This is a genomic window from Microvirga puerhi, from assembly GCF_020089865.1.
Taxonomy (GTDB): domain Bacteria; phylum Pseudomonadota; class Alphaproteobacteria; order Rhizobiales; family Beijerinckiaceae; genus Microvirga; species Microvirga puerhi.
Map to the genome: position 1 here is coordinate 249,791 of NZ_JAIRBM010000002.1, position 14,075 is coordinate 263,865.

14 protein-coding genes are annotated in these 14,075 nt (G+C 61.2%); 3 read left to right on the plus strand and 11 right to left on the minus strand.

Annotation, left to right across the window (positions count from 1 at the left end; translation table 11 throughout):
• Positions 1 to 150 precede the first annotated feature (150 nt).
• Positions 151 to 1,908 (plus strand): mechanosensitive ion channel family protein, encoded by a 1,758-nt coding sequence (locus K9B37_RS03520; protein ID WP_224311407.1) that lies wholly within the window; start codon positions 151 to 153, stop codon positions 1,906 to 1,908.
• A 5-nt stretch (positions 1,909 to 1,913) separates the two neighbouring features.
• Here K9B37_RS03520 and greA read toward each other — a convergent pair whose 3' ends face one another.
• The 10 genes from greA to K9B37_RS03570 all read right to left on the minus strand — a co-directional run bounded on the left by greA (position 1,914) and on the right by K9B37_RS03570 (position 11,257).
• Positions 1,914 to 2,381, minus strand: coding sequence for a transcription elongation factor GreA (gene greA, locus K9B37_RS03525; protein WP_224311408.1), 468 nt, complete (start codon positions 2,379 to 2,381; stop codon positions 1,914 to 1,916).
• A 64-nt stretch (positions 2,382 to 2,445) separates the two neighbouring features.
• Entirely contained in the window at positions 2,446 to 3,561 is a 1,116-nt protein-coding gene (locus K9B37_RS03530; protein WP_255616385.1) for a branched-chain amino acid ABC transporter permease, read from the minus strand.
• On the minus strand, positions 3,558 to 4,580 hold the full coding sequence (locus K9B37_RS03535; protein WP_224311409.1) for a branched-chain amino acid ABC transporter permease: 1,023 nt from the start codon (positions 4,578 to 4,580) through the stop codon (positions 3,558 to 3,560). The genes K9B37_RS03530 and K9B37_RS03535 overlap by 4 nt, the downstream gene beginning before the upstream one ends.
• Positions 4,577 to 5,314: an ABC transporter ATP-binding protein gene (locus tag K9B37_RS03540; RefSeq protein WP_224311410.1), complete on the minus strand. Its 738-nt coding sequence runs from the start codon at positions 5,312 to 5,314 to the stop codon at positions 4,577 to 4,579. Before K9B37_RS03540 ends, K9B37_RS03535 begins: the two co-directional genes overlap by 4 nt.
• Complete coding sequence (locus tag K9B37_RS03545; protein ID WP_224311411.1) at positions 5,307 to 6,074, minus strand: ABC transporter ATP-binding protein; 768 nt, start codon at positions 6,072 to 6,074, stop codon at positions 5,307 to 5,309. The genes K9B37_RS03540 and K9B37_RS03545 overlap by 8 nt, the downstream gene beginning before the upstream one ends.
• 15 nt (positions 6,075 to 6,089) lie before the next feature.
• Positions 6,090 to 7,280: a substrate-binding domain-containing protein gene (locus K9B37_RS03550; RefSeq protein ID WP_224311412.1), complete on the minus strand. Its 1,191-nt coding sequence runs from the start codon at positions 7,278 to 7,280 to the stop codon at positions 6,090 to 6,092.
• Positions 7,281 to 7,384: 104 nt separating this feature from the next.
• On the minus strand, positions 7,385 to 8,314 hold the full coding sequence (locus K9B37_RS03555; protein ID WP_224311413.1) for a DMT family transporter: 930 nt from the start codon (positions 8,312 to 8,314) through the stop codon (positions 7,385 to 7,387).
• Between the two features lie 204 nt (positions 8,315 to 8,518).
• A complete protein-coding gene (locus K9B37_RS03560) occupies positions 8,519 to 9,433 on the minus strand; it encodes an SMP-30/gluconolactonase/LRE family protein (protein WP_224311414.1) in 915 nt (304 codons plus the stop codon).
• A 70-nt stretch (positions 9,434 to 9,503) separates the two neighbouring features.
• Positions 9,504 to 10,340, minus strand: a complete 837-nt coding sequence (locus K9B37_RS03565) for a universal stress protein (protein WP_224311415.1) — start codon at positions 10,338 to 10,340, stop codon at positions 9,504 to 9,506.
• Between the two features lie 92 nt (positions 10,341 to 10,432).
• Positions 10,433 to 11,257: a polyphosphate kinase 2 family protein gene (locus K9B37_RS03570; RefSeq protein ID WP_224311416.1), complete on the minus strand. Its 825-nt coding sequence runs from the start codon at positions 11,255 to 11,257 to the stop codon at positions 10,433 to 10,435.
• A gap of 145 nt (positions 11,258 to 11,402) precedes the next feature.
• Here K9B37_RS03570 and K9B37_RS03575 point away from each other — a divergent pair, with 145 nt between their 5' ends.
• Positions 11,403 to 12,038 (plus strand): glutathione S-transferase family protein, encoded by a 636-nt coding sequence (locus tag K9B37_RS03575; protein ID WP_224311417.1) that lies wholly within the window; start codon positions 11,403 to 11,405, stop codon positions 12,036 to 12,038.
• A gap of 103 nt (positions 12,039 to 12,141) precedes the next feature.
• Positions 12,142 to 12,480, plus strand: a complete 339-nt coding sequence (locus K9B37_RS03580; protein WP_224311418.1) for a GYD domain-containing protein — start codon at positions 12,142 to 12,144, stop codon at positions 12,478 to 12,480.
• A 35-nt stretch (positions 12,481 to 12,515) separates the two neighbouring features.
• Here K9B37_RS03580 and ligD read toward each other — a convergent pair whose 3' ends face one another.
• Positions 12,516 to 14,069: a non-homologous end-joining DNA ligase gene (gene ligD / locus K9B37_RS03585; RefSeq protein ID WP_224311419.1), complete on the minus strand. Its 1,554-nt coding sequence runs from the start codon at positions 14,067 to 14,069 to the stop codon at positions 12,516 to 12,518.
• Positions 14,070 to 14,075: the final 6 nt, after the last annotated feature.

A 14,075-nucleotide genomic window follows, 5' to 3' on the forward strand; every position in this document is an offset into this window, starting at 1 on the left:
TGCGCTGATAAGAGGCACGGCAAAAGGAATAGGCTGCAGAGCTTCCGTAATCCTTCCATGTAGCAGTTGGCATGGAATGCAAGCGGAAGCACGACTAGAATGCGCTCTGCCACTGCGACGCGTGAATTCGATACAGGAAGACAGATGAGTATGTCTCGCAGAAGACAGTTTCGGGAAGCGGCCATCCCTTTGATTTGCCTTGTCCTCACAGTTTTATTTGTGGCGGCACAGTTCCTGGCAACTCCCGCCGCCCTGGGAAGTCTCCGGCTGCTGGCCCCGGCCGAGACGTCCAGCCCGCGAGCGACGCTGGAAGATTTCCGTAACAATGCCAGGCGCGCCACGACCCTGCTCATGGATGCCTATCACGAGAACAGTCAGGAGCCGGGTCTGTTCTGGAGCCAAAGTGTCAAGGACAAGGTCAAGGAAGCAGAGGCTCTTCTGGCTCGTGCATCGCGGGCTCTCGACTTGAGAAACATTCCGCCGATCGAGTTGGAACATCGCCGTCTGGAGGCGACTCTGCTCTTGAAGGAGGTCCTCGATCGGCTGCCGCTACCGAATGCCACGGTCATTCCCGGTGATGAGGAGGTCGGCAAGAATCCGATTTCGAGCTGGAGCATACCGGGCACCGAAATTCGGATCGTACGCATGACCGAAGGCCCTCATACGGGCGAATATCTCTTCTCGGGCGAAACGGTGGAGCAGCTGGGCAACATCTATCGGCTCATCCGCGACCAGCCGGACGTTTCAGGCGCCAGTGCTGATTTCTACGATTTCTTCAGCCAGTCGCCCGGTCATCTCCTGCCGCCGAAATGGTATACCCTGATCGAAAGCCTTCCGCCGGCCTTCCTGGTCGAGATCGAAGGGCAGGCGTTGTGGCAATGGATCGGTCTTGCCCTGCTGGTCGGCTTTTCGTGTTGGGCCGTTCTCGCCGTGCGCCGACTGGCGAGCGCGACGGCCCGCGACGGCACGGGCTTTACTTCTTTGCTGGCGACAATCGTGGCTCCGGGTGCCATTGCCGTGGCCTGCCTCATGACCGTCGCCATCGCTGACTACGAGATCAATCTCACGGGGCGCGTCAACGACGTTGTGGGGCAGATCGGACAAGGCATCGCCTACATAGCCCTCGTGGTCGCCGTCCTGAAATTCTCCAATGGTTTGGCAGGGCAACTGACATTCTCGCGCTCGGAGAGCATTGACGCACATCTTGCGCGGGCCGCGGTGCGGATCGCCGGTATCGTCATCGGTATCGCACTTTTAATCTACGGTGCCTCATATTTGGGGATCCCGCTCGCCGGTCTATTGGCCGGTCTCGGTGTCGGTGGTCTTGCGGTGGCTCTTGCCGCAAAGCCGACACTGGAGAACTTCATTGGAGGTCTCATCCTCTATGCCGACAGGCCGGTGCGGGTAGGGGATCTTTGCCGGTTCGGCAGCCTGGAGGGGCGTGTTCAGGAAATCGGCATCCGCTCGACCAGGATCCGCGGTCTTGATCGATCTCTGATCACGATTCCGAATGCCACTTTCGTGAACATGAACATCATCAATCTGACGAACCGGGACCGCATGCCCTATGTCAGAAGTGTCGGGCTGAAGGCGACGGACAGCGTCGCCATTCGCCAGGAGGTGGAGAGCTTATCCTCGTTGGTGACCAAGCACCCCGATATCGAGCCGGGCTCCGTTCAGGTCCGGCTGCGGGATGTGCATGATGAAGAGCCCAAGGCCGAGATCCAGGCGCTCATCAGGACCGCTCGCTGGGACGAGTTCCTGCGGATCCAGCAGGATATCGACTTGATGCTCCGCGATGCGACGATCGATCCGGAGAAGGCCGAGAACGGTCTGAAAGAGCCGTCGAACGTCTATCCCTTGAAAGAGACGAGCGAGTCCGAGGGCAAGACATCGTCGGCATCCTAAGATCCTTATTCGATCTGTGTGATCGCGGCCTCGGTATGAGCCACTGTGATCGTGTCGCCGACTGATCTACCCAACAGGGCCTGGGCGAGGGGGGAGACATAGGAAATTGTGCCCTTCGCCGGATCGGCCTCGTCCTCCCCGACGATGCGATAGGTCTGCCTGCGTCCATCCTCCCGCTCGAATGTCACGCGGGAGCCGAAGCGCACATGCGAGCGGTCGCTCGATGCTGGGACAAGTTCGGCCGTGGACTTCCGATGCGACCAGTATCGTAGGTCTCTGGAGGCACGCGCCACCTCGCCTTTGTCATCCGTCTCATGGGCCTGACTCAGGCGACGTCGCAAGTCTTCGATCATTCGCTCGATCTGTGCCAAGCCCTCGGAGGTGACGAGATTTTGATGGGGGCTGAGTGGCCGGTCGGGCAGATCCTCGAAAGCCTCACCGCCATCGTCTTCCCGAACAAAGGCACGGCTCATCGCAGCAACCCTCCGTTTCCCCGTAATGAAAACGATTCTGAGCCGGCTTTGTTCAGCCAAGCTCTTAGGGGCTACGGTTGCGGCGAAGATGCCCCACGATCCCTCCAGGAAAGGCGTAGACGCTGACGATGAAGAGTGCTCCGAGCCAGAGGAGCCAGCGATCCGGATGGATCAGGTCGGGCAGGAGCGGGATCCCCGCCAGGGCCGTGCTGCCCAAGCCCATCAGGATCTGCAGGTAGCTCTGTGCCAGAACGAAGAGCGTTGCCCCGATGATGGCGCCATAGAGCGTCCCCATGCCGCCGATCACGACCATGAGGAGGATGTCGATCATGATCGAAAATGAAAGCGTCGTGTCCGGACCGTTGTAGCGCAGCCAGAGTGCCATCAGGGCCCCCGCTACGGTCGCCGCCAGGGCCGAGATGACGGAGGCAGCAGTGCGATAGGCGACGACGCGGTATCCGAGCGCTTCGGCGCGGAATTCATTCTCGCGGATCGCCTGAAGAACGCGTCCAAAGGGTGAATTCACGATCCGCAGAAGGATCAGAAAGATCACGACGGTGACGACAAAGATCAGGTAGTAGGCCAAGATACGTCCGTTGATGGTCACGCCGAGGATCGGATCCGCCAGAGGTCGGAATGCCGGGCGGAGTTCGGCCGGCAGCTGGAAGGACAATCCGTCCTCGCCGCCAGTGATGGTCGACAGCTGCGAGGCGAGGACCGCGGCGGCGGATGCGACGGCAAGTGTGATCATCGAGAAGAAGATGGCCCGGACACGGAGCGACAGGAGACCGATGATGGCCGCAAGGACCGCGGAGAGTGCAAGCGCAGAGACAAGTCCGATCGCGACCGATTCCCAGGAGGCGCCGAGACGCTCGAGAGCGATGGCGATCCCGTAGCCGCCAATCCCGAAGAACATGGTATGGGCGAAGGAAACGATTCCCGTATAGCCGAGAAGCAGGTCGTAACTCGCTACCAGAAGCACGAAGACGCAGATCTTCGCCGCCGTGCTTAGGGGCTGACTTCCCGAAAACACGAAGGGCGCCGCAAAGAGGCACGCGACGATCCCGATCAGAATGAGAGAGAGAAGCAAGGAGCGCGGGGTATCGGACGAGAGCAGCCAAATGGCGGGACCCTGCCGGCGCGTTTCGTCGAATTTCGCGGAATTTGAGATCCTGGTCATCGGCGTGCCACCGGAAACAGGCCCTGCGGACGCCAGATCAGCACCAGGGCCATGACGAGAATGTTGGAGATGAGCGCGAGCTTCGGTGCAAGGAACCCGACATAATTAGCGACCAGCGCAACGAGCACGGAACCGACGAAGCACCCTCCCACCGATCCCAGGCCGCCGATGATGATGACGATGAACACCAGCACCATCACTTCCATACCCATTCCGGCGGTCAGCGTCTGGCGATAGAAGGCCCACATGACCCCGCCGAGGCCGGCGAGCGCCGAGCCCGCGACGAAGACGCTCACGAAGAGGCGGCGAATGCGGTAGCCCAACGCTTCGACCATTTCGGGGTTTTCGACGCCGGCCCGGATCAGGAGGCCGATACGGGTGCGGTTGAGCAGCAGCTGCATGGCGGCGAAAACGAGGAGACCAATGCCGATCGCAACGACGCGGTAGCGCTCCATGACGATGTCGCCAAGCACGAACGCACCACGCAACGTCTCAGGCAGCGGGATCGGTATGGGAGATGCGCCCCAAATGGCGTGGATCGCCTGCTCCGTGACGATGAGGCCGCCCATGGTGACCAGGATCTGCTTGAGGTGATTGCCGTAGACAGGGCGCACGATGACGCGCTCGAAGACCGCGCCCACCAAGCCCGTCAGAACCATGGCAACGACGATGCACAGGAGAAGCAGAGCCAGGTTCAGAGCAACGGAATTGGCACTTGCCCATCCCGCCAAAGGGCCGAGGACGAGAAGTGTTGCGTAGGCACCGAGGGAAATGAACACGCCATGGCCGAAGTTGATGATGTCCATGAGCCCGAAAACGAGAGTGAGGCCCGAGGCCATCAGGAAAATCATCATGCCCATTGCAAGGCCTGCGATGGTGAGCGTCACCCAGGACGATACGTCGCCGATGAGCGGTAGGACCGCCAGCGCCAGCACTGGAACGAGGATGAGTGGCAGCCAATCTGTTCTCGAACGAGGGAGGAGGGGCGGATTGGCAGCGTCCGCGGCAACATCGCTCATTGGTGGGCATCCAGGCTAAGGCCGAGAAGGCGCCGCTGAAGCACCTTGTCGGCAACGAGATCGCTCATGGTGCCGGAATGGACGACGAGCCCGTCCTCCATCACGATGACGTTGTCACCGAGCTGAGAAGCGGCATGGAAATTCTGCTCGACGAGTAGGATTGTCTCACCGGCGGCCTTGAGAGCACGGAACGCCTCGATCATGCTGCGTACCATGACGGGCGCGAGCCCTTTGGTCGGCTCGTCCACGAGGAGCAGCCGTCGCGGTTCGGCGATGGCCCGCGCAATCGCGAGCATTTGCTTTTGACCTCCGGACAGATTTCCAGCCGGTAGGTTCCAGAAGCGCTTGAGCGCAGGGAACAAACCGAGCATCCAATCGAGGCGGGCCGTGTCGACGGGACCGCTCCGTGCAGCAAGGACGATGTTTTCGCGCACGGTGAGATCCGAGAAGATCGCCATCGATTCCGGCACATAGGCGATCCCCGACCGGGCAATGTCCGGCGTTGGAAGCGTGGTGATATTCCGCCCGTCGAACCGGATGCTTCCGGATGATGCCTGCCAGAGGCCCATGATCGTGCGCAGCGTTGTCGTTTTGCCTGCACCGTTGCGCCCTAAAAGCATGGTGAGCTCGCCGGCAGGCACCTCGCAGTTGAGACCGTGAAGAATGTGGTACGGGCCGATATGGGTATGGACGCTCTCCAGCTTGAGAAGCGGCTCTGCGGAGGTTTCAGCCATCGGAAGCCTCCAGGCCGAGATAGGCTTCCTGTACCACGGGAGAGGCGATCACCGTTGCAGGCTCGCCATCTGCGACCAGAGTCCCATTGTGGAGCACTACGATGCGATCTGCGAGCGAGCGCACGACGTCCATCTTGTGCTCCACGAGAAGCACCGTTGCGTCGCCGCGCTGCTTGATGTCGTGGATGAGCTCGAGCACCGTGGGCATTTCGTCGACACTCATGCCGGCTGTCGGCTCGTCGAACATGAAGACCTTGGGCTCCATGGCAATGAGGAGGGCCACTTCGAGCTTTCGTTGATCTCCGTGAGACAGGGCGCTCGGCGGAACGTTCCGCTGATCCTCCAGCCGCACCCGCTCGAGAACGGCCTCCGCCTTCTCGATCAGATCGCGGCGGCTGTTCCAGATGGACAGAAACGACCAGCCCGCCTCCGCTCGGCTCTGCACTGCGAGGCGGACATTCTCCAGAGCGGTCAGGTGAGGAAAGAGATTGGTCAGCTGAAAGGCCCTGCCGAGCCCTCTTTTCGCTCGGGCAGAGGGCGCAAGATTTGTCACGTCCGCACCTTCGACGAGGACCTGTCCGGCACTCGCCCGGAGCTGGCCGGAGATGAGGTTGAAATAGGTCGTCTTGCCGGCACCGTTGGGGCCGACGATGGCGGTCAGCGTTCCGGACGTGAATCGGCATGAGACATCGTTGACGGCCACGTGACCGCCGAACCGAACAGTAAGCCCGCGCGTTTCGAGCGCGGGCGCAGGCAGCATGGTCGGAGCCACGGATCAGCGCTTGTTGCGAACCGGAATCGGCAGCTTGTCGGCCGGAATCGTATCGACCAGGTCCAGCAGGTCGTTCTGGTCCTTCCCTTCCGCCTTTACCTTGAAATGGTACATGACCTGGAGGGCCTGATGATCCTCCTTGCGGAACGTCATGGTCCCTTTCGGAGTCTCGAACGACATTCCCTCCATCGCCTGAATGAGCTTTTCGGGATCGGTGCCGCCGGCCTTCTCGATGGCGGTCAGGGCCGCTGAAGCTGCAGCGAAGCCGCCCGCAGTGAAGAAGTCCGGCGGTGCGCCATAGCGCTTCTGGTGCTCGGCGACGAGCCAGTCGTTCATCGGATTCTTTGGAAAGGCGTAGTAGTAATAGATGGCCCCTTCCATGCCAGGATAGTTCTTGTAGATCTGCATGGCGGGAAGAATGTTGCCGCCGGGCGCGATTTCGATGCCGTAACGTTCCGGCTTCAGGTCGGCGATTTTTGGCAGCGGATGCTGGCCGGCCCAGATGATCTCGATGATCTTCTTGCCCGGTTTGTCTTTCAGCGCATCGAAGAGGCGCTGGGCCGAGGCGGTGAAGTCCGTCGCGTTCTGGGGCGCATATTCCTCGAACACGACCTTGGCATTCGGGCGGATGGCGGCAAGCGCGCTCTTGAGAGCGGCAACGCCGTCACGTCCGAAGGCGTAATCCTGGGCAAGCGTCGCAATCGTCACATCGCCTGTGGCCGGAACGGCGGCGGCCGCGCCATAGGCGTCCTGTGTCGAGTTGCGGGCCGTGCGGAAGATGAAGCGGTTCCATTTCTCGCCGGTGATCGCATCTGCGACCGCAGGCTCGACGATCAGCACCTTGCCGTTCTCCTCGGCGACCGGAAGCATTGCGAGTGCCGCCGCAGAAGAGGTCGTGCCGACTGCAAGGTCGACCTTGTCGTCGTTGTAGGCCTGCTCGAGAAGGGTCTTGGCAAGATCGGCCTTGAGCTGATCATCCTTGACGATGACGTTGATCTTGCGCCCGTTGAGCGCCATCGAGCCCTTGGTGAGATATTCGAGGCCCATCATGAACCCGGCTTCCGTCTGCTTGGCATAAGCTTCCAGCGGGCCGGTCTTTCCTGCGATGAGCGCGATCTTGATGTCCTGAGCCATGGCGGTCGAGGACAGGAACAGACCTGTCGCCGTGGCAGCGATTGCGAATTTGAGGCGCATAGATTCCCCCGGGTTGTCGTTGCGACCATTGACGGTGCCGCCTTCGGCTCTGTCAAGCTGGACTCAAAGATGAGCACGGTTACGGGGAGAGCGGAACGGCGTCGTCAGGCCTCCGGCAGGACCGGAGCCTCGATGTCCTGTGCAACCCGCCCGCGGCGGGCGGCCTGATGTTCCAGGATCAGAAGGATGAGGCCTGCGCCGCAGATGATGGCCGCACCGATGAGGGTCCAGAAGCCGACGATGTCGCCGAAAAACAGGTAGCCGAGCACGATCGCCCAGACGATCAGTGTGTACTGGTATGGAGCAACCACGGATGCAGGTGCCAGTTTCAGGGACCGGTTCACACAGGCATGGCCACCCATGGACACGATGCCGAGCAGAAACAGGGCCGCAAGCTCCACCGGACCCGGTGTGACCCAGGCAAAAGGGGCGGTAACGCAGCCGAAGACCAGCGCGCCGAGAAGCTGGCCGAGCAGGAGCGTCGCGTCATGAGTTTCCCGCAGTTTGCGGGTCGTAACCATCAGGAGGGAGTAGAAGGCGCTTCCCATCAAGGCGATAAGGGCCGGAAGAGACAAGGTGGCAGGCGATGGCCGCAGCGCAACCATGACTCCCAGGAATCCGACCGCGATGGCTGCGATCCGCGGTGGGTCCAGTTTCTCGCCAAGCAGGAAGACCGCGAAGGCTGCCACATAGATCGGACCGGCGAGATAATAGGTCATGACGTCTGCCAGGGGCAGATAGGTCACGGCCCAGTAGAAGCAGGCCACTTCAAGGGTGGACAGAATGATCCGCAGGAGATGGAGACTAGGCTCCGGGGGAATTTGCAGGGGCACTCGCTGCCGTCGCATCAGGGGCAGCAGGACGACCAGCGCCGCGATGCTGCGCAGGAGCAGGATCTGCCCCACCGAATAGGTCGCGACGAGCCATTTGCCCATGACGTCGTTCATGGCGAACAGGAAGACGCCGAGCAACATCAGGCCGATACCGTAGACGGCACCAGAACGGACCTTCGGAGAGGACAGCGAGGTGGCCATCAGCCGTTCTCGGGGAAGCGGCGCTCAACGCCGTGGTCCGGGCAAATGCGGAACATGCAGGTCTCTCGGAAGGGGCTCATGGGCGCGGTCGTGCGGGCCATTGCCTCGTCGAACCTCGCGCTGGCGCCTTCATGAGCGAAGTCCGACCGGTTCACAAGCGCCCGATTCGCAATTCATCTCCGATCTGCTCACAGAGCATGGCGTTCAGAGTGTCTTGGCGCCATTCACCGGGAGCATGATCGCATAGAGTGAGGTCGTGGCGCAGATATAGAGACGGTTGCGCTTGGGGCCGCCGAAGACCACGTTCGCGACGATTTCCGGAACGAGGATCTTGCCGATCAGCGTTCCGTCAGGGTCGTAGCAATGGACCCCGTCGCCGGCGCTGGTCCAGATCCGTCCCGCCTCGTCGAGCCTGAAGCCGTCGAAGAGCCCCGCCGTACAGGTGGCGAAGAGACGGCCGTTCCGTAACTTGCCTGCCGGATCCACATCGAAAACCCGGATATGCCGTGGCCCGTCCTCCGCGTGGGTTGCCCCCGTATCGGCGATGTAGAGAAGCTTTTCGTCGGGCGAGAAGGCGAGACCGTTCGGCCGGACGAAATCATCGGCGACAATGGTGACGGTGCCGGTCTGGGGATCGACCCGATAGACATGGCAGGCGCCGATCTCGCTCTCTGCCTTGTGTCCCTCATAGTCGGAGTCGATCCCGTAGGCGGGGTCCGTAAACCAGATCGAACCATCGGACCGCACGACGACATCGTTGGGGCTGTTGAGGCGCTTGCCGCTGTAGTGGCTCGCCACGACCGTAATGGATCCGTCATGCTCCGTCCGCGTGACGCGTCTGTTCCCATGCTCGCAGCTGACGAGCCTTCCCTGGCGATCGACCGTGTTGCCGTTGGAATAGCCGGAGGGGTGTCGGAAGACGCTGACATGGCCGGATGTCTCGTCGTAGCGCATCATCCGATCGTTCGGGATGTCGCTCCAGATGAGATAACGCCCGGCAGGAAAATAGGCTGGCCCCTCAGCCCAGCGGCATCCCTCGGCCAACTTTTCCAGGTGTGCTGTCGGATTTACGAGGCGGCGGAAGCGTTCGTCCAGAGTGACGGAGTTGTTCGCTGACATGGGACCTTCGCAGGATCGAGGAAGATGCCGCCTCTGCGAGCCGATGCCGGAGGAATGGGCTGCTCCTCCGTCAATGCGCCATCAGGACAGGCACCGTCGTGTTGCTGAGGATATGGCTCGTGGCGCCGCCAAAGAACATCTGACGCAGGCGGCTCTGCGTGTACGCGCCCTTCACAAGAAGGTCGCAGCCCAGGGCCGCCGCCTCGGCCAGAATGGCCTCCCCTGGACGGTCATTGGGATCGGCGGCCACGATGGCGTCGGCATTGATGTCATGCATACGCAGGGCGCGAACCAGTTCGGATCCGGAGGGGCCGGGGACGCCCCAGTCCTCCAGTTCCAGCACAACGGTGCGCCGGGCTCGCGCAAGGAGCGGCATGGCACCCATGACGGCTCGGGCCGTTTCGGTACTGCGGTTCCAGGCAATCACCACTGTCGAGCCGAAGGAGGAGAGTGCCTGCGGCGGCGCGATCAGCACCGGTCGCCCAGCCTCGAAAAGGGCGGCTTCGACCGTCGAAAGGCGAGTATGACCCTCGACCCCATCGGGGCGTCCGACGACAGTGATGTCGAAGACGCGTCCATAGGCGCCGAGGAAGGCATCTTCCATCAGCCCATCTTGCCGCCACCCGAAAGTCAGCCCGCCCAGGGCAGAGGACAAGCGCGGGACCTGCTGACGGATCATGAAAGCTTCGAAGCGCTCCCGGCACGCCTTGGCCATCTCGGCTCGGTTCTCAGGCGTGATCGGCGAGGGCACCCCGATGGCGATGTCCACGGGCAGCACGACCGGATAGTCCGGCGTGATGGCCAGGCCTTCTATGTAGCTATCGAACATCCGGCCGAGATAAAGCGCGGTCTCAAGGACGGGTTCGACCACGGCATGGTCTTCAATGGGGACAAGAATGCTCTTCATGGACAATATTGTCGCGCTCAAGGTGCCCCTCGGCAAGTCCCCCCGGCCAAGCTTGCTTGGCCAGAAAGGCGAGACGGGCTCGCTCCTTTCGATTAATCGATGACGAAGTCCTTGGGATTCCAAGGGGCCTTCGGATACTTCGGGTCCATCTCTTCGAGAGTTTCCTTGACGATCCTGGCGATAATTCCGTTCCGGACCCATTTGCGATCGCCCGGAATGACGTACCAGGGAGCCCAATCCGTGGAACATTCGTTCAACATGGTCTCGTAGGCATCCTGGAAATCATCCCATTTCTTTCGGTCCTCAAGGTCGGCGGGATTGAATTTCCAATGTTTCTTGGGATTGTCGAGACGCTCCTGGAGGCGTTCCTTCTGCTCATCCTTGGAGATGTGGAGCATAAACTTGAGAACGACCGTTCCGTTCTCCGTCAGCATCTTCTCAAATGCGTTGATCTCTGCATAGCGTTGCTCAATGGCCTTTTTAGGGGCGAGCGCCCGCACCTTGGCAACGAGGACGTCCTCGTAATGGGACCGGTTGAAGATTCCGATCATTCCGCGCTTGGGGCAGGCGAGGTGGGCACGCCAGAGATAGTCATGCGCGAGCTCATTCTCCGAGGGACGACGGAAAGCCGTTACGGAAACACCAATGGGTCCGGTGGAATTGAAGACGCCGCGGATGGTGCCATCCTTGCCTGCCGTGTCCGTGCCTTGAAGGATGACAAGAAGCGCCCGCTGCCCCTCCGCATAGAGGCGGTCCTGAAGTGCGTCGATGTCGCGCGCAAGCTGCTCCGTCTCGGCCTTCGTCGCACCTTCATTCTGGAAAATCGAATTGTCCCGAGGGTCGACATCCTTCAATTTAAAAGTCCTGCCGGGCTTGATCAGGAACTTTTCGGCAAAAGCGCGAGCGTGATCCGACATTGCGGCGATATCTCCTTGGGCCGAGACGACGGCAGAGCACAACGATAGAGCGCGGGATGGGGATGGAAAGGTTGCTTCTTTACTCCGTGCCGGCGTGATCCTAAGCAGGTAGCGGCCAAGCTTGAAGTCCGGAAGGCACCACAGAATGCTCGCGCTCTATTATTTCCCCGGTAATGCCAGCCTCTTTCCGCACATGATGCTTCGGGAGATCGGTGCCGCATTCGAGCTACGTCTCGTCGACCGGGATCAGAACGTCCAGAAAAGTCCCGAATATCTCAAACTCAATCCGAACGGCCGGATCCCGGTTCTGGTCGATGACGACCTCGTGCTTTTCGAGACGGCCGCGATCGGCCTTCATCTTGTGGACAAGTTTCCGGAGGCCGGGCTTGCTCCAGCGGTGGGAACGAAGGAGCGGGCGCAGTTCTACAAGTGGATGGTGCACCTCACGAATACGCCTCAGGCGGAATACCGGGCTTGGTTCTACCCTTACGAGCATGCGGATGACGAGGCGGCGGTTCCGAGCGTCAAGCGGGCAGCCGAGCGGCGTCTCAACCATATGTTCGACGTGATCTCCGAGCAGCTCGGCGACAAGACGTGGCTGCTGGGCGAGCAGTTCTCGGCCGCCGACCTGTTCCTGACGATGTTGATCCGCTGGGGGCGGGGCATGCCACGCCCGCCAGGCACTATTCCCAATCTTCACGCGCTCGCCGAGCGGGTCCTCGCGCGCCCTGCCGTGCAGAAGACGTTCGAGATCGAGGGCATCAAGGCACCCTTCATCTAGCCGCAGCCAATGGGAGGATTGGTCGGTGTCCTACTGACGAAGAGCCATTGAACTGGTCTTTTCCTGTGAGACAATGGTTGCGGTGAGAGGGAAGGAGCAGATCATGCCACTTTTCATCACGCAGGGACGCTACACCCACAATGCCATGAAGGGGATGCTGGCCAGCCCGGAAGACCGTACCGAAATGGTCAGCAAGCTTTTCGAGAAGGCAGGCGGTAAGCTTCGGGACTATTTCTTCACCTTCGGCGAATACGATTTTCTCGTCATTACCGAGGGGCCTATGGATGGAGCGGCATCAGCGCTCATCGTCGCCGCCGCCAGCGGCGGGGTCACGGATATGAAGACCACCGTCGCCATGACAAGTGCCGAGATGAAGGAAGCCTTTACCCGAGCCGGGAATATGGCTGGTGGCTTCCGCGCGGCCGGTGCATCGAAGGCATGAAGGCAAACCTCTGCCGATCCTGAGCGGCAGATGCCCTAAGTTTTGCGCTGTCGTCTGGTCCGAGGGCGCTGCGGGAGGATCTGGTCGACGGCGTCGATGCCAGCCCAGGGATCGCCCCGCAGGGCGCCAAGGCGTTTGCGAAGATTCAGGACCGTAAAGCCGTTGGGCTTGATCCGAGCCGAAAGCTCGCCCCATGCGATGGGAGTCGAGATGGGAGCCCCTGATCTCGCTCGCGTGGAATACGGCGCGACGGCCGTGGCTTCCCTGTTGTTGCGCAGATAGTCGATGAAAATCCGTCCCTCGCGCTCCTGCTTCACGGACGTCGTCGTATAGCGCTCAGGCTCGTCCGCGGCCATGGCCTCCGCCATGCCGCGCGTGAATGCTAGCACATCCTTCCAGGATGCCTTCGGCTTCAGTGGCGCTACCACATGAAGTCCTTTGCCGCCGGTCGTCTTGACGAAGCTCTCGAGGCCGACAGCCTTCAGGCGTTCCCGGATACGACGGGCGCCTTCGATCACGGACGACCACTCGACGCCCTCGCCAGGATCGAGGTCGAAAATGATACGGTCGGGCCGCTCCAGGTCGGCCAATGTCGCGCCCCAGACATGCATTTCGAGGACACCAGCTTGGACGAGCGCAACGACGCCCTGGATATCCTGGACGCTCAAGACTTCCATCTTGCCGCCGTCATCGCGGACGGATTTGCGGTGGATGAAGTCCGAGAGGCCAGCCCAGGAATGACGTTGAACGAAGCAACTTTTGCCGACGCCGGATGGGCAGCGGATCAGGGTCAAGGGGCGGTCGACGAGATGTGGCAGAAGCCAATCTGCAATGTCGACATAGAACTCCGCGAGCTGCCGTTTCGTCAGTCCTTGCTCCTCCCAAAGCACACGGTCGGGATGTGTGAGGGGAACGCCAGCGACCTCGGCTCCCTCGGCAGCTTCGGCTTTGCGCTTTGCAGAGGGGCGGCTTGCGGCCGAGGCTTTGGTCGCCCCTGTCTTGGCTTTCGGCGCCTTCGCCACTGGCCCAGCGATCTCCTCGAGGGAACGGCCGGTTTTTACGGAGGAGGGAGCTTCTTCAAGAATATCGGGATCCCCGGAATCACGCGCGAATGAATCGTCACCCTTGATCAGGAGCCAGGAAGGCTGCTTTTCCCGCGCACGTTTGGCCATGCGCACGAGATGCCAGATGCCGTGAAGCTTCTCGCCGTCGAGGCGGAAGCTGAGGCGTCCCTTGGCGTAGCCTTCGTGCGGGTCTCCCTCCGGTTCCCAGATGCCGCGATCCCAGAGGAGAACGGTCCCACCGCCGTATTGACCTTTGGGAATCGTGCCTTCGAAATCACCATAGGCGAGGGGATGATCTTCCACTTCCACCGCCAGACGCTTCTCCTCAGGAACCAGGCTCGGCCCCTTGGTGACGGCCCAGCTCTTCAGCACGCCATCCATTTCCAGGCGAAAATCGTAATGGAGCCGGGACGCATCGTGCTTCTGGATCACGAACGCCGAACCCTTCTGACGGCCGGTTCGTCCCTTCGGCTCCGAAGTCTTCGTGAAGTCGCGCTTGGCGCGATAGGTCGCGAGCTTTGCCATGGCGTG